Origin of the sequence: Lederbergia galactosidilytica (genome assembly GCF_017873565.1) — a bacterium.
In the GTDB taxonomy this organism is placed as follows: Bacteria; Bacillota; Bacilli; order Bacillales; family Bacillaceae_C; genus Lederbergia; species Lederbergia galactosidilytica.
The window spans coordinates 55,424-77,171 of record NZ_JAGGKH010000018.1; the positions used below are offsets into that span (position 1 = coordinate 55,424).

19 protein-coding genes and 1 riboswitch are annotated in these 21,748 nt (G+C 36.8%); of the genes, 5 read left to right on the top strand and 14 right to left on the bottom strand.

Annotated elements, in window-relative coordinates; genetic code table 11:
* Positions 1 to 410: 410 nt before the first annotated feature.
* From J2Z23_RS17195 to J2Z23_RS22435, 6 genes are all read right to left on the bottom strand, one after another.
* The gene (locus tag J2Z23_RS17195; protein WP_057987893.1) at positions 411 to 1,685 is read right to left on the bottom strand and encodes a coiled-coil domain-containing protein; all 1,275 of its coding nucleotides are present in this window, start codon (positions 1,683 to 1,685) and stop codon (positions 411 to 413) included.
* Positions 1,686 to 2,234: 549 nt separating this feature from the next.
* Positions 2,235 to 2,927, bottom strand: a complete 693-nt coding sequence (locus J2Z23_RS17200; protein WP_057987891.1) for an OmpA family protein — start codon at positions 2,925 to 2,927, stop codon at positions 2,235 to 2,237.
* Positions 2,917 to 4,755, bottom strand: coding sequence for a MotA/TolQ/ExbB proton channel family protein (locus J2Z23_RS17205; protein WP_057987889.1), 1,839 nt, complete (start codon positions 4,753 to 4,755; stop codon positions 2,917 to 2,919). The genes J2Z23_RS17200 and J2Z23_RS17205 overlap by 11 nt, the downstream gene beginning before the upstream one ends.
* Before the next feature lie 233 nt (positions 4,756 to 4,988).
* A complete protein-coding gene (locus tag J2Z23_RS17210) occupies positions 4,989 to 6,284 on the bottom strand; it encodes an NCS2 family permease (protein WP_057987887.1) in 1,296 nt (431 codons plus the stop codon).
* Between the two features lie 86 nt (positions 6,285 to 6,370).
* A riboswitch (purine riboswitch) is annotated at positions 6,371 to 6,472 on the bottom strand.
* 196 nt (positions 6,473 to 6,668) lie between these two features.
* Positions 6,669 to 7,019: a TetR-like C-terminal domain-containing protein gene (locus J2Z23_RS22430; protein ID WP_338011580.1), complete on the bottom strand. Its 351-nt coding sequence runs from the start codon at positions 7,017 to 7,019 to the stop codon at positions 6,669 to 6,671.
* On the bottom strand, positions 6,926 to 7,252 hold the full coding sequence (locus J2Z23_RS22435) for a TetR/AcrR family transcriptional regulator (RefSeq protein WP_064468036.1): 327 nt from the start codon (positions 7,250 to 7,252) through the stop codon (positions 6,926 to 6,928). Before J2Z23_RS22435 ends, J2Z23_RS22430 begins: the two co-directional genes overlap by 94 nt.
* Positions 7,253 to 7,397: 145 nt before the next feature.
* Between J2Z23_RS22435 and J2Z23_RS17220 the strand changes: the two genes are divergently transcribed.
* Entirely contained in the window at positions 7,398 to 8,168 is a 771-nt protein-coding gene (locus J2Z23_RS17220) for an SDR family NAD(P)-dependent oxidoreductase (protein WP_057987881.1), read from the top strand.
* A gap of 99 nt (positions 8,169 to 8,267) precedes the next feature.
* Here the strand turns inward: J2Z23_RS17220 and J2Z23_RS17225 are convergent, their stop codons facing one another.
* Positions 8,268 to 9,080, bottom strand: a complete 813-nt coding sequence (locus tag J2Z23_RS17225) for a DUF2262 domain-containing protein (protein WP_420798642.1) — start codon at positions 9,078 to 9,080, stop codon at positions 8,268 to 8,270.
* Between the two features lie 469 nt (positions 9,081 to 9,549).
* Between J2Z23_RS17225 and J2Z23_RS17230 the strand changes: the two genes are divergently transcribed.
* The 4 genes from J2Z23_RS17230 (at position 9,550) to J2Z23_RS17245 (ending at position 13,469) form a co-directional block, all read left to right on the top strand.
* Positions 9,550 to 9,885: a sensor histidine kinase gene (locus J2Z23_RS17230; RefSeq protein ID WP_057995182.1), complete on the top strand. Its 336-nt coding sequence runs from the start codon at positions 9,550 to 9,552 to the stop codon at positions 9,883 to 9,885.
* A gap of 301 nt (positions 9,886 to 10,186) precedes the next feature.
* Entirely contained in the window at positions 10,187 to 11,083 is an 897-nt protein-coding gene (locus J2Z23_RS17235; protein WP_057989060.1) for a 3-hydroxyacyl-CoA dehydrogenase, read from the top strand.
* 422 nt (positions 11,084 to 11,505) lie between these two features.
* Complete coding sequence (locus J2Z23_RS17240; protein WP_057989058.1) at positions 11,506 to 12,750, top strand: aminopeptidase; 1,245 nt, start codon at positions 11,506 to 11,508, stop codon at positions 12,748 to 12,750.
* 206 nt (positions 12,751 to 12,956) lie between these two features.
* Complete coding sequence (locus J2Z23_RS17245; protein ID WP_057989056.1) at positions 12,957 to 13,469, top strand: GNAT family N-acetyltransferase; 513 nt, start codon at positions 12,957 to 12,959, stop codon at positions 13,467 to 13,469.
* A gap of 49 nt (positions 13,470 to 13,518) precedes the next feature.
* Here J2Z23_RS17245 and J2Z23_RS17250 read toward each other — a convergent pair whose 3' ends face one another.
* From J2Z23_RS17250 to J2Z23_RS17280, 7 genes are all read right to left on the bottom strand, one after another.
* A complete protein-coding gene (locus J2Z23_RS17250) occupies positions 13,519 to 14,577 on the bottom strand; it encodes an ADP-ribosylglycohydrolase family protein (protein ID WP_057989054.1) in 1,059 nt (352 codons plus the stop codon).
* A 70-nt stretch (positions 14,578 to 14,647) separates the two neighbouring features.
* Positions 14,648 to 15,343 (bottom strand): YwqG family protein, encoded by a 696-nt coding sequence (locus J2Z23_RS17255; protein WP_057989051.1) that lies wholly within the window; start codon positions 15,341 to 15,343, stop codon positions 14,648 to 14,650.
* A 543-nt stretch (positions 15,344 to 15,886) separates the two neighbouring features.
* On the bottom strand, positions 15,887 to 16,342 hold the full coding sequence (locus tag J2Z23_RS17260; protein ID WP_057989049.1) for an NUDIX domain-containing protein: 456 nt from the start codon (positions 16,340 to 16,342) through the stop codon (positions 15,887 to 15,889).
* 290 nt (positions 16,343 to 16,632) lie between these two features.
* Positions 16,633 to 17,826 carry a serine hydrolase domain-containing protein gene (locus J2Z23_RS17265; RefSeq protein WP_057989047.1) on the bottom strand — a complete coding sequence of 398 codons (1,194 nt, stop codon included), beginning with the start codon at positions 17,824 to 17,826 and terminating at the stop codon, positions 16,633 to 16,635.
* 242 nt (positions 17,827 to 18,068) lie between these two features.
* Complete coding sequence (locus J2Z23_RS17270; protein WP_057989045.1) at positions 18,069 to 19,061, bottom strand: zinc-binding dehydrogenase; 993 nt, start codon at positions 19,059 to 19,061, stop codon at positions 18,069 to 18,071.
* Positions 19,062 to 19,155: 94 nt separating this feature from the next.
* Positions 19,156 to 20,007 carry a DegV family protein gene (locus J2Z23_RS17275; RefSeq protein ID WP_057989042.1) on the bottom strand — a complete coding sequence of 284 codons (852 nt, stop codon included), beginning with the start codon at positions 20,005 to 20,007 and terminating at the stop codon, positions 19,156 to 19,158.
* A gap of 498 nt (positions 20,008 to 20,505) precedes the next feature.
* Positions 20,506 to 21,381: a YitT family protein gene (locus J2Z23_RS17280; protein WP_057989040.1), complete on the bottom strand. Its 876-nt coding sequence runs from the start codon at positions 21,379 to 21,381 to the stop codon at positions 20,506 to 20,508.
* Positions 21,382 to 21,748 lie beyond the last annotated feature (367 nt).

Sequence of the window (21,748 nt, forward strand, 5' to 3'; positions counted from 1 at the left end):
AAAAACATCGCTTTAACCAGATGAAAAGAAAATTTTAGGGAGTATTACGAAAAATTCCGGCTATGATAGGCGTTTTAGCTTTGTTCTACTAACTCACTATGAGTATCATCCTCATTGAAGGCACCTAGCTCCTTCGATTAAACTAATTGGTGAGGCAATGAATTAAATTTCATAATAGAGATTTTGGCATCAAAGCCGACAACATTGCTTTCCGCTTCAGGAGAATGCTTTCCCCTCTAATCAACTGGGTTAGGAAAATACAATGGCTACCAAGGATATTACAGTCAAGGATTCAAGAAAAAGAGATCTAGCTTCATCATCACCAAATAAGCGATTTATAAATAAAAAAGTAAGACAGGTTCAAGTGCGACTGGATACCACACTTGAACCTGCCTCTATCAATCTGTTATTTATTCAACCACACGACGGACAACACCTTTAAAAGCGCCTTTCCAATAAGTATTGTTCATGGAGTCAATTGATACACCATGTGATGAATTATCGTTAAGAAACGTACCATTACCTAAGTAAATACCTACATGGCCATTTGTTTTGTATGTGTCAAAGAAGACGAGGTCGCCTCGCTTCATTTCTGAGGCACTTACAGCTCTTCCATTATTCACAAGCTCGCTTGTTGACCATCCAAGATTCACTCCAGCTGAAGCATATGCCCAGTGAACAAACGCGGAGCAATCGAATAATCGATTTTTGATATCAGCACTTGTACGGCCTCCTCCCCATTTATAAGGAGAGTTCCCAACAATTGATGAGCCAACAGTGATCGCTGTTTCGATTGCGCCTACTCCCTGCTTAGAGACAGGAGTCGTTGGTGTAGCAGCCTTCTCTTCTTTCACAGATGCTGTCGTTGTTGTCGATGTTGTTGCAGTTGCTTTACTTTCATTACTCTTTTCTGATGATGATTCATTATTTTCAGTTGTTTCTTTAGCAATTTGCTTTTGTGCTTCTGCTTTCTGTTGCTTTTCTTTCTCCTTGTCTAACCAAATCGATTTTTGATTTTCCAAATCGACTAAATCTGCGTTCGCACTATTTTGTTGCTGTTTTGTTGTAGCCAACATACTCTTTTGATCATTGATCTGATATGTAAGTTCTTCCTTTAATCCTTCAATTTCTTTAAGCTCTTTTTTAATTTTATCTAACTTTTCATTCAGCTTTGCTTCAGAATCTTCTAATGTTTTGATATCTTCCTTCTGCTGTTCCAAAATACTTTTATCAGCGTCGACGATCTTTGCCAAAGTAACTGTTCGATCAACAAAATCACCAAAACTTTCAGCGCCTAACAAAACATCTATATATGTTGTTACACCATTACCACTTTGCTGTATGGAGCGAGCACGTTTTTCAAGCATTTTATAGCGTGCTTCAATTTTCTTCTTCACTTCGGCAATTTTTTCCTCTAATGCTTTTGCCTCGTCTTTTGTCTTCGCAACATCTTTCTCACTAGCTTTAATTTTAGCATTTGTTTCTTCTACTTTAGCATCCAACTTCCCAACAAGGGCCTTCATTTCCTCTTCCTGTTGTTGTAAAGCAGAGATTTCGTCCCTTTTCTTCTCAATCTTTTGATCTAATTCTTCATTCGCAAATACAGCAGAACTAGAAAAGGTGGAAAACAACACACTGGCCCCAATGATAGACGATAAACTGATAGATAATAGTTTCTTTTTCATTTTTCTCTCCCTATACTCCCTAAAATTTTTCTTTTTAATAGAATAATAGATTGCTCTCTCTATTTTTCAGATTATGTAAGGTATGTATTCTCTTTTCTTAAGAAAATACCGACTCAATAGATGTATTTTTCTAGTATAAAAGTGATGGTACATAATATTTGGTCTCATTATACCATCATCATTCGACAAATAGGCATTTTTTCCATTACAGTTATATTTCAAATCTATTACAATTTTGTCGAATCGGTTTAATCACTCATTCGAATCAATTTCATAATAGAGATTTTAGCATTCAAATCCAATCAACTAAGTTAAGGAAATACATTGACTAACAATTCCATCTCCTTTAACAATAACGTTCGTGTATTGATCATTAATAAGCAATGATGAAATGGACTCATTCTAGTAAATAAAAAAGAGGCCGGGGGGAAAATGTTTTCACAAAAAAAACGAACATTATGGTGCAATTACCCGCTCTGGAAATTATTCCTCTAAGGTAATATGTTCGTCTTTGAAGCGTAACATTTTAGTTGTCCCAGCCTCTTTCTACTAGTTCCCAAGAAGCTCTCGCGTTTTATTTAATATTTCCTCATCTTTTAACCGAAACTTAAATTCTACTCGCCGTGACTCATCTGCACTATATTCACCTTGTTTGTTCGTGCGAAAATCAGTATATGATTTACTGTTCACGGTTAATTTATTTTCCAACTGACTCTGAATTTCTTTATGGGGGAAATCCTCACTTAAAATATAATCTGCTACACTATATGCTCTGTCTTGTGCTAATCTCAAATTATATAAATAGGTACCATCACGATCTGTATGCCCTTCAATAATGATCTCAGCAACATAATCTTCATAACCATTCTTAAGAAGCACGTCTAAATATTTAGGAACAAATTCATCCAAGAACTCTAATGATGCTGGTTTTAATTCAGACTGATCATAGGAAAAAAGAATTTCTGTATTAAAAATCAATGCTCCCGTTTTTTCATCAACCTCTATTCCTGCCGAGGAATCACCAAATTCTGTTTTCAACTCATGAACGATTTGCGAACGAACACCCATTATCTGATCAATTGTCTGTTTCATTTCTTTAATTTGTAGTGACTTTATCACCATCATAATGATAAAAATTAACATGAAACACAATAATATGGTCGTTAATAAGTCTGTAAAAGAAGGCCAGAAATGAGACTCCTCTTGCTCATTTTTAAAGAGACGCATGTATTTAGTAGTCATTACGGCTCAATCCCATCCCACTATTTACATGAATGGCTTCCTGACCAAAACGACTGATAGAACTCATCTGTCGATTGAATGCTTGGAATTCCTGTCCCAGCTCCTGTAATAATTGTTGAATCGAACGAAAACTATTATGTTGGATTTCTTCCGATCCCCTCCGTATTTCTGTAAATTCTTTTCTCATCCCAGTTGTCGTCAACTCAAGCGAATCACCTATGTTTCGAGCAACTTGATCTAATTTTCCTCCAAGCGTTCCCTCCAAATTAGCTACATAGTTTGTGATCGTTTCTTTTAGGAGATCAACTCCCGCATCCAATTGTCGTTCTCGTTGCTGAAATGATTGGTTCATTTTTGCTAAAACGGCATTCATCTCCGTGATCACTTGATTATTTTTCATTCCCATTTGCTCATATGTCCGCGAAGCTTCCACTACATTCTGTTCGAAGGCAGTTGATTGTGTGGAATGATCTCTTAAATGCTCACTGAATGTTCGATTAAATTCCTCAAGCTCACGAAAACGGTCAGACAGCAAATGTTTATATTCATTTTGCGTTTGATTAATGACCTCTAAGGCGTTTGGCAAGTGGATAATTGAATGTCCAAGTTGGTCAAATCCCTGTGATAACTTGCCTAAATGTGTCGTAATCCCAGTTAATTTATCCGTTACATTTGTTCCAAAAACTTGCTTGAATTCCTGGTTATGTGCTCCCATCCTTTTCACTAATTCATCGCTTTTTTGCATCATTCTATCGATTGTATTTCGGATTGTTGTTTGTTCTTCTAATAGTGCACCGGTGAAATCTTTAAGCTCAGCAACGGAATCTCCATATTGGGCAAGTGTGCTGATTTGTATATTTGAAGCTTCTTGCATTTTTTCATATGTTTGTTCAAAGGCTACAACCATCCGTTCATTTCTTCTATCCGCTTTTTTGAAGTAGGCAAATAGGGCTGTAAAATTCTTATTAAGCTCTGTTGTCCCCTCTCGAAAGCCTTTCGTAATGATCTTCATTTGCTGAAACAGCTCTTGGAAGTCCTGTAGATTGCTTGAAAGGCCATCATTAAAAGCTGCTAAATCCTTTGCAGATTGCTGTAACCCTGTTGTATATTCCTGAAAACCGGTAAATGCCTTTTCCATATTTCGCAAGGATTGTTGATTCGTTTGTTGCAGACTCATAATCGATTGATTTATCGTTTCTGATACTTGAATAAGACGTCCCATTCCATTTTGTTCATGACCTTCCAATTGGCTCTCAACCATTAACATAATATCTGTTAACATGTATTCTGTATTCAATAGTTTTACTAGTAATGTCATCAATAGCGAGAAACTCATCCCAACAATACTTGTGTAAAAAGCTACGTCAATTCCTGATAAGACACCAGTTACATTTTCAACAAGTTGATCTTCAGCTGTTTGAATACTTCCTAAAGAGATCGTTAACCCAATAAAAGTCCCAAGCACACCTAGCAAGATAAAAACTGATACTGTCATTTGCACGATTTTAATTAAACCGACAACAGGAATATTCCATAAACGCCAGCTTGAAAAACGTTCCTGAACAAACGTTTCTACGCTGATTGGCTCAACTTTTTGTCTATTTTCGAACTGTTCCTTAAAAGTCCGGAGCGGTTCCATACCCAATTGATTTGTTTCTTTTATATGATTCCGTAGTTTTCGTAGCTTCCCGTATAAGGATAAGTGAATGATTAAAGTGAAAATAAATATAATAAATAAAGCTAAAAATATAAGTTCGATAATGGGGTTGGCTAACATAGACTCCGCTTTTTCTGCGGTCGTAAACAATTCCAAAATGGCTTGAATCATTTCTTTTCCACACCCTTTCTAAGCAATTTGGAAGGGAAAATACCGACTATACCGTCAGCCATTTCACCCTTGTCCTTTATTGCTATTCAAGATTTTCCTGATTCATGTGTAAAAAATTGCGAAGAAAGGGCTTTGGCTTAAAGAAAAGGGATTCACTTTATCATCCCATACAAAAAGGAACAGAGTGCTTGGCATTCTGTTCCCTCCATAAATTATTCAAAATAGATTTTTAGCTAGACAATATACACAAAATAACCGATAAATATCACACATAAGACATACATGATCGGATGAACTTCTTTCGCTTTGTTCATAGCAATCATACTAATTGGGTATAAAATTAAACCTAAGGCAATCCCTGTTGCGACACTAAATGTTAAAGGCATCATAATAATTGTAATAAAACTTGGGATAAAAACAGCAATATTCGTCCAATCGATCTTACTGATTTCCGTTGCCATCATCGCTCCGACAATAATTAGTGCCGGTGATGTAATTTCAGGCGTTACAATTGCTAAAAGTGGAGAGAAAAATAACGAAACGACAAAACATGCTGAAATCACCATGGAGGTAAAGCCTGTCCGCCCTCCTACTGCAATTCCTGCTGTAGATTCAACCAAAGAAGCTGTTGTAGATGTACCAAGTACAGAGCCAACAACCGTTGACATTGAATCTGCTAACAGAGCTTTCCCGGCATTCGGGATTTCATTATTTTTCATCAAGTCGGCTTGACTTGCAATCGCAATTAATGCACCTGCCGTATCAAAAAAAGCAACAAACAAAAAGGTGAAAATGACAGCGAGTATTTTCGGTGTAAAAATTTGATCTAGATGACTAAATAGTACACCAAATGTTGGCTCTAAGCTTGGTATATTACCAATGATCGCTTGTGGTGGTTGAATAACCCCAAAAAACATGCCAATAATCGTAGATAGCACCATTCCATAGAAAATCCCACCTCGTACTCCACGGTTCAAAAGGATGATAGTGATAATAAATCCTGCTATCGCCAATAGTGTCGGAGCAGCTTTTAAGTTACCAATCGTCACGAAGGTATCTGGATTAGCCTCAATAATGCTCGCATTTCTAAATCCCATAAAGGCAACAAAAAAGCCAATCCCTCCAGCGATCGCAAATTTTAAGTCTTGTGGGATGACATTAATTATTTTTTCGCGGATTTTCAGCAAACTTAAAATCATAAACAATACGCCTGCTATAAAAACACCTGCCAAGGCTGTTTCCCATGGAATCCCCATACCAATACAGACGGTATATGTAAAAAAACTATTAATTCCCATGCTAGGAGCAATACCAATTGGATAATTAGCCATCAAACCAATTAACAATGTGCCAATAATGGCGGAAAGAGCTGTTGCTGTGAATAGAGCACCTTTATCCATGCCTGTTTCACTTAAAATAACCGGGTTCACGACTAAAATATAGGCCATAGACAAAAATGACGTAATTCCCGCCACACTCTCCTGTCTGTAAGATGTGCCACGGGTTGAAAATTGAAAGAAGTTTTTCATGATGAGTCCTCCGAAAGTGTATAAAAAATCTCCGGTAACAGTTGCCGGAGGGTCTATACAAAGGACAATAATTAACTTCCCTAATCTCTTTCCTTATTGCCCCTTGTAGATAGGCCATTTACGGCAGCCTGGTAGAGACGTTCAAGCCTTATTCCTGAACTTATACAAGGTAGTATGAATAGAATAAGGGAATGTTATCAAACACAGGGGTTTGAGTCAATAACAATGATTATTTTCGCCCAATTAAATCTATTCGTTTATTTTGCCCCAAGAAGGCAAAAACATACTGGATTATTTAGTTCTCTTACAGAATAATTTCTCTTTCACTTTTGGCTCTTTTCCAGATCTTACTAAAAACATGTTAAATACAGACGATCTAAATCGCTAATTCTTAACTCGGAATACCTCTGTGGTTGTGAGCATTAATTTAATAATTTGTTCAGACATATAGTAAGGGGAAGGAGTGAAACCATCCTCAATCCAACGAATAACTAATCCAGCAATCCCATGAGATCGATAAATGTATAGCCATTTCGGATCAAGATTTGTCCCTTCCTCTAACTCATATTGATATTCTTCAATAAATAATTCCTCGATCGCCTTTGCCATTTGATAGCGAAAATCCACCTGAATATGATCACTTAATAATACTTTAAATAAATCGGCATTTTTTTCAAAGTAATGAAAAAAGTAAGCTCTTTTGCTTCTAGTTCCTTCATATTTACTCTTTTTAATGTTTTATAAGGATGTCGTATTTCCTCAATCATTTCTTGCAGGGTTTCCTGAATAATTTCCCTAAGGATATTTTCCTTCGTTTCAAAATTCGAATAAAAAGTTCCTCGATTATACCCAGCTTCCCTTACAATCTCTGTGATCGTATTCTGCTCAAAAGATCTTCGTGTTAATAACTTAATAAATATTTTCTTTAAATCACTTTTTGAACGTTGTATTCGTTTATCGATCATCATTTACTATAATCTACTCCCCAGGAATATTTTACCATACAAATATATGTTTTTTGTCTATTACTATGCACTTTAAACTTATTGATGATTGAAAAGGCATAACAACTCAGCCTATAGTAAAAGTATAAAGAGTGAAGGAGGAGTTTTTATGACATTTCCAGTATTAGAAGGAAAAGTAGCCATTGTTACAGGCGCTGCCATGGGGATGGGTGAGGCTACAGCCAAGCTTTTTACAGAGGCAAAGGCAAAAGTCGTTATTGCAGATTTTAACGAAGAAAAAGGCAATGAAGTAACAGAAGCAATTAGAGCTAATGGAGGCGAAGCAGCTTTCATTAAAACAGATATTTCCAAATCTGATCAAGTACAAGCCATGGTACAATTTGCCGTAGATACTTTTGGCAAATTAGATGTTGCTGTGAATAACGCTGCTTTAACTCCGGATGACAAACCAGTAGCTGAGTTTGATGAAGATTACTGGGATCGACTTATTTCAGTAGATCTGACAGGAACAGCTCTTTGTATGAAATATGAATTACAACAACTTTTAAAACAAGATCACGGCGGTTCAATTATTAATATATCCTCTGTAAGCGGATTTCGTCCTCAACCTAATAACATTGCTTATGTTGCAGCAAAACATGGTGTTATAGGGATGACAAAGGTAGCCGCATTGGAATATGGTCCAAAAAATTTTCGCATTAACTCTGTAGCCCCTGGTGCCATTGACACACCAATGCTAAGAGGGGCACTAGAACAATTTGGTTTTACAGAGGAAGAGTATGCACCACAATTAAGTCTGTTAAATCGTTTTGGACAACCTAAAGAAATCGCCCAAGCAAGTCTTTGGCTAGCATCTGATGCATCATCTTACATTACTGGCACAACAATCCATGCTGATGCTGGTTATACTTCACGATAATCGACTGCCAAGTTCTTTTATAATGGTAAGAATAGAGAAAAATGGCTCCAAAGATCGGTGTCCCATTTAGCCTAGACTATTTTCGGGCCTTTCTGACTATCATCCCGCAATCTCAGCTGAACTGAGTTCCCCATTGATATTTCCGGATACTATGATCGAATGTCCCCAAAACATATCCCCATCAGAAAAAAACATTTCAAATTCTCCATCTGAATAAACGGAAATACTATCAAGCTTTAGCAAACGAATGAACATTTCTTTTGTGATTTCGTCTATATCAGCCTCATTATCATCCTCTAGCCAATCATTTGCTAATTCGACTAATTCTTCCGCAGCGAACAATTTTATTTTCCCACTCCATTCTTCTTGATGATGAAATAATTCATGAGCGGTCGATAAAGCTGCAGCCATTTCTTTTTCGTCTTTATCCCAATCGAAATACAATTGCCCTTCTTCTCCTGCCCAGACAATTTGCTTTTCAAATAAATTTACACTCTTAAACAATTCAAATTCTCCTAGGATACCATCAACATAAAATACTGGTTCTAGTGATTTTTCTAAAATAATATTCAATTCATCATCATGAAAGTTATTCTCTAAAACCTTTACAAGCATCATCGAATTTTTAGCTAGACGTACTTGTAACCTCACAATTGAATTTTTCTTTAAAATAGCCTTTGATTCTTCCCATTCCTTATCATCTACAAGCCAGCCAAGCCGCATTTCTTCAATTCTAGGAGCTTCGTTTTTATCTATGTATTTCCAAGCAACTAAATTAATAGACGCATTCCACATCAGATTACCACTAGCGCGCCCTGCACTAACGCCAGATGCTCCTGTAACAGCGGCGACTTCTACTACTTCATCTGCATATCTGCTTTCAAATCGATTTCTTTCAGTTGTTTTGCTCAAATTACACGTCATCCTTTCAACAGACAAAGCCCTTATAATAAATTGATCTATAGTCCTGTTATTAATTGCTGGCACCTATGACCGTTTCATTCGCAAAATTTCTTCAGTAAATATAACGTGATGATGGCTAGATTTCGGATTGGAACTGAGGTAAATTCCCCATATAAACGTAATTACGCTTTCATTTATTAAGAGGGATACTTAAAAGTCTAGCCTGCCTCTCTACTAAACAAATTTTACTTTGTCATCCCTTTCAATTTATCACTTTTTAAGGGAAGAGAAAATAGCTTTATAGCATAATTTAGATAGGGTAATATGTACTTATGTGAAATTGATTCTTGATTTCAATTATTGCATAAACTTTTTAAATAAATGATATGGTGATTACTATGAACACACGAGCAGGAAAATATTAATGGGCTATCCGTATTATTGTTTTTCTTAAATAAATTGGGTGTTGGATATCGACATGAACGTTAAGATTCCTCCTTTAAACATTCAACCCCTTGTAGAAAATGCTGTTAGACATGGTGTATTAAAGAAAGCAAATGGGGGTGCCATTCATATTCAGATCCAAAAACAAGCAGATTATATAGAGGTTTCTATAATTGACAATGGAAAAGGGATGACAGATGAGGAACTTCAAGGGCTTTTTATAAAGAAAGAACACCCTCAAAAAAGAAGCAATATTGGTCTGAAGAATATTAATCGTCGACTAAAGCAACTGTACGGTAATGGCTTGATCATCAAAAGTGCTCCAAATCAAGGCACAATCGTCACTTTTCAAGTTCCAAATAAGGAATGAACACATCATTTCATTCCTTATTTGTTGTTTTTCGAGGATTTTTAGTGTGATTGCAGCTTTTCGAGTAAATAGTAACACTATCATAGGAGAGAGGTTGTAAAATATGCAAAGAAATCATACAATGCTATACTTATATAGTAATTAAGAAGCGTTTTTTTAATTTCGCTTCAAATTACACTAGTACTATATCCCCTCCTCCCCTTCGTAAATTGCTTAGGATCTATTGGAAAGAAAACAGTGGATACAGGGTTGTTTTGAAGATGTCGGTATGGGGGACAAACGAAAAAAAGGAGAATGCATGATGGATTTTAAAAATATAACAGTAGCTGGAAGTGGAGTTTTGGGAAGTCAGATCGCCTTCCAAACAGCTTTTAAAGGGTTCAATGTATCAGTATATGATATTAATGATGAAGTAATTGCACAAGCTAAGGAAAGAATTTCTAAATTAAAGCAGCGCTATCTAGAGGATCTTCAAGCAACCGAAGAAGAGGTAGATCAAGCTTATAATCGTCTTTCTTTTCACTCTAATCTAGCAGATGCTGTTACAAATGCTGATCTAGTAATTGAAGCTATTCCAGAAGTTGTGCAAATAAAAGTAGATTTTTATGAGAAACTAGCTAAAGTTGCCCCCGCCGAGACAATTTTTGCAACAAATTCCTCTACATTACTTCCAAGCCAATTTGCTGAAGCGACCGGGCGACCAGAAAGATTTTTAGCATTGCATTTCGCCAATGAAATTTGGAAAAATAATACAGCTGAAATCATGAAACATCCTGGAACGAATACAGATGTTTTCGATAAAGTGATTAGCTTCGCTAAAGCCATTGGAATGGTTGCCTTACCATTACATAAAGAACAACCTGGCTATATTTTAAATTCTTTACTTGTTCCTCTATTGGATGCTGCCCAAATGCTTTTAGTGAAAGAGGTAGCAGACCCGGAAACCATTGATAAGACATGGATGGTAGGAACAGGAGCTCCACTTGGCCCGTTTGCGATTTTAGATGTTGTTGGCATTAAAACAGCTTATAATATTACGCAAGCAAAGGCTGAAAAAACTGGTGACCCTGCATTCAAAAAATTAGCCGAATTACTTAAAACCGAGTATATCGATAAAGGGAAACTTGGAAGAGAAACTGGCGAAGGATTTTACACTTACCCTAATCCAAGCTTCATAAGCCCCGATTTCCTAAAATAAAAAACTTTTTTCATTCCCGATGGAAAAGAAAATAAAGCTTCGATAAGGCTGGGATATAATTAAATTGTTAAGCATTAAAGTCGAACGACGCATTGCCATAGAGGAGGAAATATACGTGAAGGTCGGCTAGTGACGGGCACACAACGCCTTCATGCTCACCAGCCACCCGCGGTGAGCGAAGTATATTTCCGAAGAGGGTATATGCACTTAGTAGTCGGTTTATCTTTGATGAAAACACCTTCGTCCCAGCCTTATTTGTTTTCCCTATTTATAAATAACGTAGTATATTTAAGAAAAAAAGTAGAGTATAATATCGTATGATTGTTAAGATAGATATATTAGAGTATCTTCTAATGATTCACTATCTTTCTCTAGCTTGTAATCGTTTAAAGAAAACCTATCAAAAATTGGAGGTTATAAAATTGGCTTTACCGAATTTTGAGGAAAACTTGCAGAAGTATGCCCAGCTTTTAGTGGCTAAAGGGATTAATGTTCAACCTGGTGATTGGGTGAAAATGACTATTACAGTCGACCAGGCACCATTAGCTCGCCTGATTACAAAGGAAGCTTATCAATTAGGCGCTGAAAAGGTAATTATCAAGTGGTCTGATGATGAAATCAGCAAATTGCATTACTTGCATCAACCCGTTGAAGTACTTACCGATATCCCAGATTATGAAATTCAGGAGTCTGAAGATCATGTTTTAAACCATCGTGTAAGTCGCCTATCCATTGTTTCCAGTGATCCTGGATTGCTTAATGAAGTGGATCCAACGAAAGTTGCCACTTACCAAAATGTAGCAGGCAAAGCATTTCAAGCTCAACGCATCGCCACGCAAAATGATGATCTAAAATGGACAGTAGCAGCTGCGGCTGGAGCTGGATGGGCTGCACATGTTTTCCCTGAGCTCTCCACTTCTGAAGAACAAGTGGATGCTTTATGGGATCAAATTTTCAAAACTTGTCGTGTCTATGAAGATGATCCAGTTGCTGCTTGGGATGAACATAAAAAGTTATTGAACGAAAAGGCCGCAATCTTAAATGAAATTCAATTTGATGCGCTCCACTATAAAGCACCTGGAACAGATTTAACTTTAGGTTTACCCAAAAATCATATTTGGGCAAGTGCTGAAAGTTATAATCCAAAAGGGGAAGATTTTATTGCCAACATGCCGACGGAAGAAGTATTTACAGCTCCAGATACCCATCGGATGGAAGGAGTTGTGCGCAGTACGAAGCCTTTAAGCTATGCTGGTACACTGATCGAAGGCATAGAAGTTCATTTTAAAGACGGAAAAATTGTCGATATTTCTGCGGAAAAGGGCGATGAAGCAATAAAGAAATTGGTTCAAGATAATGATGGGGCAACAGGCTTAGGTGAAGTGGCCTTAGTACCTGATCCATCACCGATTTCCCAGTCTAATATTATATTTTTCAACACATTATTTGATGAAAATGCCTCTAATCACTTAGCTATCGGTTCCGCATATCCTACCACCATTCAAGGTGGAACGAAAATGAGTCAAGAAGAACTATTAGAACACGGTATGAATACATCTACTGTTCATGTTGACTTCATGATCGGTTCTGACAAAATGGATATTGACGGCATTAAACAAGATGGTACAGTTGTTCCTATTTTCCGTAATGGCGACTGGGCAATTTAAAGCATAAGAGCATTGACGACTGTTCAGAGGAGAAACGAATAAGATCGTCAAGTCCACTGACAGCGCTGAAAAGCTTGTACCTTGTGGACTTAGCCTCGGGCAGTGGAGCTGAATGTTTATCATCCTTTTGCATATGAGCGATAAGTTTAAACGTAAAATACCATACAAAAACTGAAAGATCATAATTTTTAATATGGAGAAATGATATGGATTTCAGAAAAACAACAGAAGAAGATATTGATCAAATTATGGCTATTATCAAACAGGCTCAGCAATATTTTAAAGATAACCATATAGATCAATGGCAAAATAATTATCCTAATGTCCAAACAATAAAAAAAGACATGCAAAATGGCTATAGCTATGTGTTAGTAAATGAGCGCAATATTATTGCCACCGCTGCGATTTCTTTTGATGGGGAAAAAACGTATAATCAAATTTATGGTGGTAAGTGGCTAAGTGATGAAAAATATGCTGTTATCCACCGACTTGCTGTAGACCCTCAACACAAAGGTTTAGGTATATCATCTGAAGTTTTGAAAAACGTAGAAAAAATGTGTACTGATCAAGGAGTCAATAGTATTAAAATCGATACACATGCTCAAAACTCATCTATGCAGAGACTTTTACAAAAAAATAACTTTACATATTGTGGAGTCATTTATTTAGGAAACGGAAGCAAACGGATTGCTTTTGAAAAACTAATGACTGATTTATAAAATAGCTGGGAATGCGGGGCAAATAATACCCCGCATTCCCCTTTGACTATCAAGATACAAAAGCCTTATCACATAAAGTAGCTAGTTTAGTTGCCCTATCAATGATAAGATCTTTTAATTCAATCCGCTCAATCCAATCTTGTGGAAAAGCCTTCAGCCCATATGCGGCGCCAAGAATGTTGCCGCAGATTGCTCCTGTCGAATCACTATCACCATCATGATTGACAGAGATAATAAGCGCCTCACTTCCATCTGTCCTCTTTAAAGCACAATACAAAGCAATCGCCAATGCTTCTTCAGCAATCCAGCCCTCACCTAACTGATGAATTGAATGTTCGATATTTTCATTTCCAGCAGCGAAAGTGATTGCCTTCTCAATTGCTTCTAAAGTTTCTCTATGAAGACGATAGGCTTTAAGAATGCTTATTGCTGTTATTATACTTTCATTAAGATTTTTCCCATTTATAAGTTCCGCGATAATAGTAGCAAAAGCACCTGCGGAAAGATAACCCGTTGGGTGCCCATGGGTTATAGCCGCAATTTCAGTCGCAACCTTAAAGGCGTATTCTGGTTCATGATGAAGAAATAATCCAACAGGAGCCACCCGCATTACCCCACCGCAACCTTTACTATGATTGATGGGTTGACCAATCGTCCCCATTTTTCCACTGGCCAGTGCTGAAAGACAAGTCATACCAGGAGCCCTTTGGAAAAATAACTCTTTATAATTTAAAAGACTATCATTTTCCTCATATAGTTGTGGTTCAAGCCAGATCATCTCCTTTTCTGTTGGCATTTCCCCAGTTTGTGTAAAATACCAGCGCAAATAAGATTGATAAGTGCCACTTCCAGCATAGGAGCCAATTCCCCGTCTACTACAGCGATCATATGCCCATCTTAATCCTTCTATCGTAAACAATGTCATCTGCGTATCATCCGATATCAGAGATTTTCCAGTTACAGGATCTATTGATAATTCCGTTATTCCGTGTTTACCAAATTGCGAATGAATATTATCTAACTTCATAAATTCAACACGATATCCAAGAGCATCTCCAATCGCACCACCAAGGATCGAGGCTATAAATAGTTCATGAGTATGATTCAAGATTCGTATCCCCTTTATGAATGAAATTTACAATCTAATGTGTGTCTATTAAAGAAGACATAAGGATAGATTAATAACAGTCCCAATTGTAGAGGACTTTCGAGAAATCCCGTTTTTTCAAATCCTCATAGGCGATGAAGAAATTGCCGACACCTGAATCTCCCCACATAATATCCAATTCATCATCAGTGTCAATTTGGAACAAAAGAGTATCAAAAGTAAGATAGTCCCCGTACGCCCGCGGATCTTCCTGGGTGAAAAAAGGATATCCCCCCAATTTGGAACCTTGTTCTTTTACAACCTCACTGTATGCATCTATGATTTCATCATATGTATCATAATCCTCATCTTCCTCACTTTCCAATAAGGAATTTAAGTTCGTTAATTTATTAAATCGATAATCATTAGATGACATTAATTCCTCTGACCGTTCAAATGTCAAAGCACATTCTTTATTTATCGGAAAATAGTGGTCATCCTCAGCGAAAACAGGAAAGTTACTCAACCACTTAGATGGATCACTTTCAACTTTTTCATGATAAACAACGCGAAAGGTATCTTGGTTTGTCCCATCATCAAAATCCAATCCATAAACATCATCATCCGCCACAAAAAACTGTAAAATCCCTTCTTCTGGATAGTTAGGAATTGTTTCTATATCATTAAAGTTAATTTGTGCTAATAAGCGAAGCGGCTCTCCCTTTTTAGTTGTCGGATATGGATCAGCTTTTAACCAATAGGGGTTCCCAGCAAACTTACTTTGCAATGGTGTTGTCTTCCCTATTTTCCCATGTATAATAAGACATGGTTTTTTCGTCTTCGCCAAGGCATCAGCATATGGTTGTAATGGTTGTGGTAATTTTATTTATACTCCCCCTATAAAAACTTTTTCTAAATCTTACATTACGAAATTAGAAAAGTATAGATGAATAATGACCTATGTGGACATAGCTGTCATCCAAATAACAGGCAACTATGCTATGAGTCTACCACATTGCTAGTTCACAAAATGGAATTCCAGACAAAGAAACCCTCTTCATAATTTTATCGAACTGCTAGACATTAATTTTCCACCGAAATGATTAAAAACAGCCGCCTGCGAAGTTCGCCCTTCATGCCAAGGATATTCTTGATCATTTCTTTTGAAGGGATTGGAATCTTCACTGCTCCAACCAATCCTTTCGCCGACCTTGGCATTCTTTTACATTACAAAAAGAATGCCATTTCATCTTATTTGTTTCCTATTTTTAGCCCTTCTGAATAGTCAAATCCCACTTAATACCTGATCTAACTATTTCTCTTGAATGTATCAATAATACTCAAGTAACGCTGCATCAATTTCATCGATATTACTGAACTTACTTTTTTTGTCCCAAAAAACAATTTCTTCTGCTTCTTCATTTGCTTGAAATGCAGTTATCTCTTTTATCTCCCCACTATATAAGGCTCCATATTCCAAGCGATCATCAGGTTTTAATTTAAATTTCATTAATCCTTTAAATTGTAAATGTTCAATAGATTGATTCGTTTCCTCATAAAGCTCTCTTTCCGCACATTCTCTTGGACTTTCCCCTTCATCGATCATTCCGCCGGGCAACTCCCAGTATTGCTTCCATTTATTGAATATTAAAAGATACTTAGCATTATACTTGGCGACTACTAATGAATGGGTGAGGGGAGCATCATGAATATAATGATAAATATCCTTTTCTTGAATAGCGAAAAAATCTAAAAATACATGACCATTTTTATTCGTTAAAATCATCGTTTTTTCTTCCCCCTATTCGTCGTCAATACTATCTCAAAAGTCGAAGATTGCCCAAAAGACTTCCTTGTCTCAGATGAGCGTGAAGTTAGTTTGCGTACCTACGTTTCAGCCTTCTCGCTCCGCTGTCAGGTCTTCAGCTAATTTTATTCCCGCGGGCATTGCACCATTTTAGGTGATTTCCTTACAATTTATTCTTCAATAGAAATAAGACTCATTCATTTTCCTTTTTTTTGGCTGTTGAGAATGGATTGAACAACTTCTTTTATTCTTATAACTCTCTCCTTTATTCAAAAAGTAGAATGTGTTGATAAGGAACTAAGGGCAATATTACGGAGTTTCCTTGTCAGTGGCATTGTTCCAGCATCTTTCTTCTGAATCATGAAGAGAAAGGTCAATTGATCTTTTGGACAATTACAGAAGTATGCACCTAGCCAGCCATCCCAGCCATACTCACTAAGGCTTCCCATAACCCCCGTTTGACTGTCATTGGTCATAATGCGCATGAGATTTCCATAACTATAGCCTTGTAATGTGTGCCATAAATCAAATTGTTTCTGCGCAATATTATGTAGGGTAGTCGATGTAAAGTAGTCGACTGTCCTTGGGCGTAAAATTTCCACCCCATCCAAGGTTCCTTTATTTAAAAGCATTGTCGCGAATTTAGCATAATCATCGATCGTTGAAACGAGTCCTGCTCCACCTGATTCAAAAGCTGGATCTCGATCCATTTGATGGTGAATGCCTAAATGATCTCCGTTATAAAGAATCAAATCACCTTGCCCATTATCTGCATATGTTTTCGCAAGCCGTTCGCTTTTTTCTTTTGGTAGCCAAAATCCAGTATCTCGCATATCAAGGGGTTGAAATAATTCTTTTTGAAGAAATTCGCCAAACCTCATTCCACTAACGACTTCTACGACCGCCCCAAGTACATCAGCTGAGGTTCCATATTGCCAAGAAGATCCAGGTTGAAAAGCAAGTGGGAATTGGCCTAGTCGGTTAATAATATCTACTGTTCCTAATGGAGATTCGCTATACAAGTGCTGATCTATCTCTTGAAACAGAGATTCTGTTTCCTGTCCTGCTTTCGTATCCCCTCCATATACTAGTCCAGAAGTCATTGATAACAAATCATAAATATTTACTTCTCTCTCTGCAAGTACCAACTGATTTCCATCCTCTACGAGCTGATTTTTAAAACCAGGAAGAAATTGGCTTACTGGTTCAAATAAATCAATTACCCCACGTTCTAGCAAAATCATGATCGCCACTGCCGTAACTGGCTTCGTCATCGAGTATAAACGAAAAATTGTCTCTCTCTTCATCGGAAGCCCTCTTTCCCGATCCGCCAGACCAGAATCATGATAAAAAATTTCTTTCCCTGCTTTCATGATCATTAAATTTCCACCAGCTATTTCCTTATTATTAATAGCCTTATCTAGTGTTATTTTCATTTGTTCAACTGCTAATTGATCTAACATCCCTTTTCTCCCTTTCTATTTTTGGAAAAATCAACATCTATCTCTTTCAAACAATCATGTCACTCGTTCTTACTACATTCTGTTTTTAACTTATTCGACAACGTTTTCAGTTTTCCTTTTTTAAAAAAATAATAGAGTACGTCAAGCAGAGTCTCGTTTGCTAATAACTATTTGTGTCAAGGAAATAGATTGTAACAAAAAAGGCTATCTCTATAGAGAGATAACCTTAAAATTATAATAGTTCAATCAACTAAAAAGGCAATTTTTCCGAACTGATTAGCAGATTCCATTCGTTTAAACCCTTGAGCATACTGCTCCAGTGGATACACTTGGTCTATGACAGGTTTAATTTCATGTTTCTCGATAAATTGTAGCATTTCATTATACTCCTCCGCACTTCCCATCGTAGAGCCTAAAAGATTAAATTGTCCATAGAAGAAATCTCGAATATTTATCTGGACATCATCACCTGCTGAAGCACCAAATGTTACAATTGTTCCTCCCGGACGCAGCTGATTGAGTGATTTGCTAAAAGTCGCGGCACCAACACTTTCAATCACGAGATCCATTTTTTCCCCATCAAGTGCAACATCCCAATTTTCCTGACTATCAATGGCCTTGTCAGCACCTAATTCTAATGCTTTCTCACATTTTTCTTTTGAACGTGACGTTACAAACACAGTTGCACCAACAGCTTTTGCGAACTGTAATAAAAAAGTAGCTACCCCACTGCCAATTCCAGGAATAAGAATTTTCATGTTTGGCTTTATTCTGCCTCTTGTGAACAGAGCCCGATACGCTGTAAGCGCGGCCAGAGATAATACCCCTGCTTCTTCCCATGTCAAATATGCTGGTTTCTGTACGACATTAGCAGCTGGCAAGATAATCTGTTCTGCAAAGGTACCATCGAAAGGGAAACCAACTATCTCGAAATCTTCTGGTGGAACAGCACTGTTTTTTTGCCAACCAAGACCCGGATTAATCATCACTTCGTCTCCAACTTTTATGTTAGCCACATCTTCGCCAACTGAATCAACCACTCCTGCACCATCCGAACCGATCACTAGCGGCGGATCAGATAGTTGATGACGATAAAGAACAAACAAATCACGGTGATTTAGCCCTACTGTTTTCAGCTTCACTCTGACCTCACCGGCACCCGGCTTTCTTTCCGCTAGATCACGATAAGCAAGACCTGCAAAACCGGTTTTCCCTTCATGTACGACTGCTTTCATTTATCTCACTCCATCTCCTAAAAAACTTTGTCTATCATTATATCATCAAGACACTTTTCTATCAGCTAGCTAATTCCTTCTTAGAAAATCACAGTTATTTAGTCACAAATAATACGCCAACTGTATTGGGTCCACAATGAGATGATATAGTACAACCAGCTCTCGTGACGAGTATTTCTTTGAAATCAGCCACTTCTTCGATTGTTTTCTTTACTATATCAATATTTTCAGACGAAGTACCTGAATGAGTGATAAAAATGCGATCAAGTTTAAGATCCGATCGCTCGTTAAGCTTATCCAATGTATAGCGTTTTAAGGTTTTTGACAAAGCACCACGATATTTTTTCCCTACATTCATATTTCCACTTGTCGGATCAACTTCAATACATGGTTTAATATTTAGTAAATTCGCACTAAAAGCTGCAATGGCCGAGCATCTCCCTCCCTCACGTAAGTATGTAAGTTTATCGATGACAAAGCTTGCTTGCACTTTTAATTTCAATTGGTTTATTTCTTCGGAGATTTGCGCGGCAGGCATCCCTTTAGCAATACGCTCAGCAGCTTCAATAACAAGAAGTCCCATTCCAGTTGAGAGATTGCCTGAATCAACGGGATAAATATTCCCAAGCTCTTCCGCCGCAATGCAAGCATTTTGATAGGATGAAGATAGGCCTGAACCTAAACTAATATGAACAACTTCATATCCCTGATCAATCCATTGTTTAAAATAATCGATATATTCTTTAGGGTTGGGAGCAGAAGTTTTCGGCAAAATGCGTTGTTTCTCATAAGTATCATAAATGTCATCTGGTGTAATATTGACTCCATCCTCATATTGTTTATTCCCTAAATTAATATGAAGCGGTTGGCAATGAACTTTATATCGTTGTTTTAAACAATCATCCAAATCACAAGTACTATCTGCACTTAATATTATTTTCTTCATTATATTCTCCCCCACTTAACATATAAGCATTAATTAACTGTTATTATGTTATATCGATATAATACCATAGGTTTTTAAAATAATTCATGCTAGTTGACTTTACACAAAGCAATCTCCTTCAGCTGTTTCTTAGGATTCGCTTCTTCATGCGTAAGAAAAAGAGAAGGGAAACAATACCCTTCTCTTTATTGTAACTTGTTTTTGCTGATAAACTTTGTCAAATCAATAGCTATGAATAATGCGAATAAAGATATGACAAGAAGTGGAAGTAAACTTGTATTTCCAAAACTTGACCTCGAACGGAGCTGGCATTTGATCCCATAAAGGACTAATCGTCATACATCATTGGTAGTAACATACTAGAGATTATTCGCATAGAGAAAAGCAGAGCTAGAACTGGCTACAAATATAAATGATTTTTTCTAGATTCTGCAAACCATATTTATACACGTATGAAAATCATTTATAAAATTACTCTAGGGATGTCTAACGTTAAATTTAATGAATATCATGTTTTTTCATGTTGCCACCCTTAACTTCTGCAACATCATATACAGCGACAAAGGCATTTTTGTCCACTTCATAAATAATTTCTTTCATTTTACTGTCTTCTAGACGGTTAATAATACAAGTAATTTCTTTGAATTTTTCATTCGAATAACCACCCTCAACTAAATTATATGTCGCGGTTCGACCTAATCGATCCCTGATGGTTTCGACCATTAATTCAGGATTAGTTGTGATAATTTTAAATGTTTTTGAACCACTTAAACCTTCTTCAACAATATGAATCACCTTTGAAGCAATAAAGTAGGCAATCCCTGACATAAAAGCTCCTTGAAGACCAAAAACAGTTGATACGATGATAAACACAAATAAGTTTAGGAAAAGGATAAGATCACTAGTTCCAAATGGTAATTTCCGAGCAAGCAGTACGGCTAACATATCAATGCCGTCTAAGGCACCACCATTTCTTAAAGCTAACCCCATACCTGTACCAATAATAATTCCGCCAACTACAGTAACTAATAATGTATCACCTTGAATAATAGTCGGTATATGGTGCATAAGACTTGTACTAACTGCAAGTGAAGCAATACCAATTACGGAATAAATAGCGAAGCTTTTACCGATTTGCTTATAACCTAGAAATATAAAGGGAATATTTAGCACAGCAATAAGAAGTCCTAAGGGCAGTCCAACTAATTGTGACCCTACAATGCTTAGGCCTGTTACTCCCCCGTCCGAAACATTATTTGGGATTAATATTGATTCCAATCCATAGGCAGTAATAAATGCTCCTACTATCACCGCTACTGCACGTAGTATTTTTTTTAGTATGCCTGTCTTTTTTTTCGTTTCATTTGTACTCATTTCATTCCTCTTTCCAAACTTTTTTCTTTCGTTTTATGTAACTATATTTTTATATTTTATAGTTTCTAGTAAGACAAGTGCAAGTATTTCATCAATAGAATGACAACCATAGTTTGTTCTTGGACGAAACATTGTATGCTAGTTACTATGTAATAATCTATTTTTTTTGCTGCGCCCATAGTTGCCAATGAATTACTTTATATTCAGTACTGCTCTGATTATTTTTATATTAAAAGCGTCAGCTGGCAACCAAAAAAGACTTGGAAAGGAGAGTTTTCTTTCCAAGCCACTTCATTACATAATCTTTAGGATGTTCTTTTAATATAAAATGCCAAGTCTAAAACAATTCAATAAAAGTGCAAACAGT

Bases quoted from the DNA above. Each gene is read 5' to 3' on its own strand.
- J2Z23_RS17265 (WP_057989047.1), bottom strand. From the start codon at position 17,826: ATGTTAGATCAATTAGCAGTTGAACAAATGAAAATAACACTAGATAAG.
- J2Z23_RS17245 (WP_057989056.1), top strand. From the start codon at position 12,957: ATGGATTTCAGAAAAACAACAGAAGAAGATATTGATCAAATTATGGCT.
- J2Z23_RS17195 (WP_057987893.1), bottom strand. From the start codon at position 1,685: ATGAAAAAGAAACTATTATCTATCAGTTTATCGTCTATCATTGGGGCC.
- J2Z23_RS17270 (WP_057989045.1), bottom strand. From the start codon at position 19,061: ATGAAAGCAGTCGTACATGAAGGGAAAACCGGTTTTGCAGGTCTTGCT.
- J2Z23_RS17230 (WP_057995182.1), top strand. From the start codon at position 9,550: ATGAACGTTAAGATTCCTCCTTTAAACATTCAACCCCTTGTAGAAAAT.
- J2Z23_RS17200 (WP_057987891.1), bottom strand. From the start codon at position 2,927: ATGACTACTAAATACATGCGTCTCTTTAAAAATGAGCAAGAGGAGTCT.
- J2Z23_RS17210 (WP_057987887.1), bottom strand. From the start codon at position 6,284: ATGAAAAACTTCTTTCAATTTTCAACCCGTGGCACATCTTACAGACAG.
- J2Z23_RS22435 (WP_064468036.1), bottom strand. From the start codon at position 7,252: ATGATGATCGATAAACGAATACAACGTTCAAAAAGTGATTTAAAGAAA.
- J2Z23_RS17275 (WP_057989042.1), bottom strand. From the start codon at position 20,007: ATGAAGAAAATAATATTAAGTGCAGATAGTACTTGTGATTTGGATGAT.
- J2Z23_RS17220 (WP_057987881.1), top strand. From the start codon at position 7,398: ATGACATTTCCAGTATTAGAAGGAAAAGTAGCCATTGTTACAGGCGCT.
- J2Z23_RS17260 (WP_057989049.1), bottom strand. From the start codon at position 16,342: ATGATTTTAACGAATAAAAATGGTCATGTATTTTTAGATTTTTTCGCT.
- J2Z23_RS17235 (WP_057989060.1), top strand. From the start codon at position 10,187: ATGGATTTTAAAAATATAACAGTAGCTGGAAGTGGAGTTTTGGGAAGT.
- J2Z23_RS17280 (WP_057989040.1), bottom strand. From the start codon at position 21,381: ATGAGTACAAATGAAACGAAAAAAAAGACAGGCATACTAAAAAAAATA.
- J2Z23_RS17205 (WP_057987889.1), bottom strand. From the start codon at position 4,755: ATGATTCAAGCCATTTTGGAATTGTTTACGACCGCAGAAAAAGCGGAG.